We start from the raw sequence: 3,049 nt of genomic DNA, 5'->3' as shown, positions 1-3,049 counted from the left end.
TTTGCTATGCAGCAGGATGCTTATGGTCGGATATTGATTGCTTTTCATAATGAGCGCGTAATCGGTAGTGCTTTGCTGGTATTTGGTGAGCGAGGTGAGAAGCCATTTGAGCTTGACCAGTTATTACCAAAGAGCCTTTTTGCAAAGCTGCCTCAATATGAAGAGCTTATGGAAATTACCGCGATATGTATTGAAAAGTACTATCAGGACACCGACGTTCTGCATGGTGTGTTTGAAAATATGTACCGTGAAGGCTTGTCGGCGGGTAAGAAGTACGTAATGGTTTCGAGTCTCGATGATTGGGTCTATCGATACAAGAAAATGGGCTTTAAAGGTACTGGTCTAGTGCTCGATCACCCTAAAAAGCCAGATGTTCAATTGAATGTAATGCTTTTGAATAAAGACACGGGTAAGTCAGGTAAAGGAATGAATCCGGTTCGCTGGTGGGTAGTTTGGGGGCATGTCAGCCTGCACCTATATCAGCGTCGAATCATAGAGTATACGCTGTTACAAAAGTGTCGAGTGCACTTCAATCGTGGACTGTTTGAATTGAATAGAGCTTTTCGAAATGGTAAACGTTGGTTTCGCTAGAGGTCGCTTATTTGAGGAGTTTAGCTGACTGAGTGTGAGGCTTGTGAGAGAGGAAAAATTCAACCCCGGAACGGGGTTGAATGAGGAATTCTTACTATGCAGGGTTTACATTTTCAGCCTGAGGGCCCTTCTGGCCAGAGCCTTCTGTAAATGTAACTGCTTGGCCTTCTGCCAAAGTTTTAAAACCGTCGCCTTGAATATTGCTGAAGTGAACAAACAAGTCTGGTCCATTCTCACGCTGAATAAAACCAAAGCCTTTTGATTCATTGAACCATTTAACGGTTCCTGAAAGTGTTTCTGACATTATCTAACCTTTTCCATTTTAATTTACTATTCAATGAGTACTCTGTAATAACTTTATAGGGGTTACCTGAGAGGCTCATATTGCTGTTTGAATTACCTATTTGAAGGGCTCTTCATCCTTTTTATAACTTGGGACAGAAACCAGCTCTTGCGAATATTTTCAAACTCAAGTTCAAGTGTAGTCAAGGATTGGGCTTTGAACAAAGAACAATGCAGAAAAAATTAACAAATATGACCTAATCTAGGAATAAGGTGTGAGATAGGTTTATTTGGCTGCCTTAGAACGACTTTTCCGGGCTTTTTCGAAGATATCTACGGTTGTGTTGTTTGTAATATGCCCTATAATGCTGCCAACATTATAGGTGTACTATAAATATCAAATGAGAGTAGGTGCACTATAAATATTAAATGAGAGATGAGGTGTTAAGTGAATAAGCTAATCAAAGTGTTGCTATCAACTGTAATGACTATGGCAGTCGTGTTCTCTGTTAATGCAGCAATGGATGAAGACTCTATTCGTGATCGATTGAAGCCGGTCGGTAAAGTATGTGTTGAAGGTGATGACTGTGGTACAGCTGCTGCAGCCGTAGCGTCAGGGCCTAAAAGCGCAAAAGAAATCTATGACACTTCATGTGCAGCATGTCACGGTACTGGTGCGATGGGCGCTCCGAAATTTGGTGATGCAGCGACTTGGGCTGATCGTTCTGCAAAAGGTGTGGATGCTTTGATCGCTAATGCTATTTCTGGTGTAAACGCGATGCCTCCTAAAGGTACATGTATGTCTTGCTCTGATGACGAGATTGCTGCGACAGTTAACTATATTCTTGAAAACAGTAAGTAAGTTATTAATTAGCAATAACTAGAACTGCTGTTAGACACAAAAAAACCGGACTAGATTTCTCTAAGTCCGGTTTTTTTGTGTCTGCAATTTACTTAGCTTCTATCTCTATCACGGCTTCGATTAGCCTTTCCTTTACGGTCTGGCTTGCTTCCGCTACGTCGATTTGAGCGAGGCTTAGTGTTTCGCTTATTAGGGCTAGGCCTTAAAGAGCCTTCGTCAACTTCATCCATAGAGAAGTTACGCAGATTGATTGGCTTGTTCGCGACACGAGCTGCTTTAAGTAAAGATAAAACCGACTTAGGCATGCCGTCAGGTAAGTCTACCGTACTGAAGTTGTTGTATATCTCAATTTGTCCGATGTATTCGCTATCTAAATCAGCAGTGTTTGCGATAGCGCCGACGATATTGCCAGGTTTGACATTATCTTTATAGCCTACGTCCAAGCGGTAGCGAACCAGTTTAACATCTGGATGATCCCTTAGTGGGCGAGGAGCGGCTTTCAACTTATCCATACCGCCTCGGCTATCTCTTTCTCTTGGTTCCCTTGGTTCCCTTTCTCGCTCGGGTTTGTTGATCTTTCTATCGCTATTCGGATCAAGCAAGAAGGGACGATTACCATTATTGATATGAGCGAGTGCAGCAGCAATTTTGATCGGGTCTGCATGACTTTCTTCAATGAGCGTTTCGATGATCTCTTGGAAAAAGCTGGTGTCGTTAGACTCAAGTAGCTCCAGGATGTTTTTCTTGAACTGGTCTACGCGAATCTGATTAATGACATTCGCTGTCGGCACATCCATTCGTGTAATAGCTTGGCTCGTTGCCTTCTCAATAGAGCGAAGCATGCGCTTTTCACGTGGTGTGATGAAAAGTATTGCATCACCTGAACGACCGGCGCGGCCTGTTCGGCCAATTCGGTGAACGTAGGCTTCAGTATCGTAAGGAACGTCATAGTTGATGACGTGACTGATGCGTTCCACATCCAGACCTCGCGCGACAACGTCAGTTCCGATAAGGATATCGATGCCACCTTTCTTTAGGCGGTCTACTGTTTTCTCTCGGGCCGCTTGTGCTATATCGCCGTTTAGAGCCGCCGCCGAATAACCGCGAGCGTTAAGTTTTGACGCAAGCTCTTCGGTGGCAATTTTAGTACGTACGAAAATAATGACACCATCGTAGGTTTCCATCTCCAAAACGCGAGTCAAAGCTTCTAGCTTATCGATGCCGGAGGTCATCATATAACGCTGGTTGATGGTTTTTGCCGTCGCTGTTTTATCAGCGATTTTAATGATCTCTGGGTCTGTGAGGTGGTTCTGG

General features: G+C 43.6%; 4 protein-coding genes. 2 read left to right on the top strand and 2 right to left on the bottom strand.

Features of this window, described 5'->3' with window-relative positions:
• Window positions 1-591: hypothetical protein (locus A3766_RS31345; RefSeq protein WP_197479647.1), on the top strand; the 591-nt coding region annotated here is incomplete at its 5' end.
• Between the two features lie 94 nt (window positions 592-685).
• Here A3766_RS31345 and A3766_RS20195 read toward each other — a convergent pair.
• The gene (locus A3766_RS20195; RefSeq protein WP_068511735.1) at window positions 686-895 is read right to left on the bottom strand and encodes a cold-shock protein; all 210 of its coding nucleotides are present in this window, start codon (window positions 893-895) and stop codon (window positions 686-688) included.
• Window positions 896-1,321: 426 nt separating this feature from the next.
• Between A3766_RS20195 and A3766_RS20190 the strand changes: the two genes are divergently transcribed.
• Entirely contained in the window at window positions 1,322-1,735 is a 414-nt protein-coding gene (locus A3766_RS20190) for a cytochrome c5 family protein (protein ID WP_231872168.1), read from the top strand.
• A 92-nt stretch (window positions 1,736-1,827) separates the two neighbouring features.
• Here A3766_RS20190 and A3766_RS20185 read toward each other — a convergent pair.
• A partial coding sequence (locus tag A3766_RS20185; RefSeq protein WP_068642861.1) for a helicase-related protein occupies window positions 1,828-3,049 on the bottom strand: 1,222 nt, incomplete at its 5' end.

This window comes from Oleiphilus sp. HI0132, from assembly GCF_001635845.1.
This window is presented reverse-complemented; position numbering and strand designations above follow the sequence as displayed.

Bases quoted from the DNA above. Each gene is read 5' to 3' on its own strand.
- A3766_RS20195 (WP_068511735.1), bottom strand. From the start codon at position 895: ATGTCAGAAACACTTTCAGGAACCGTTAAATGGTTCAATGAATCAAAA.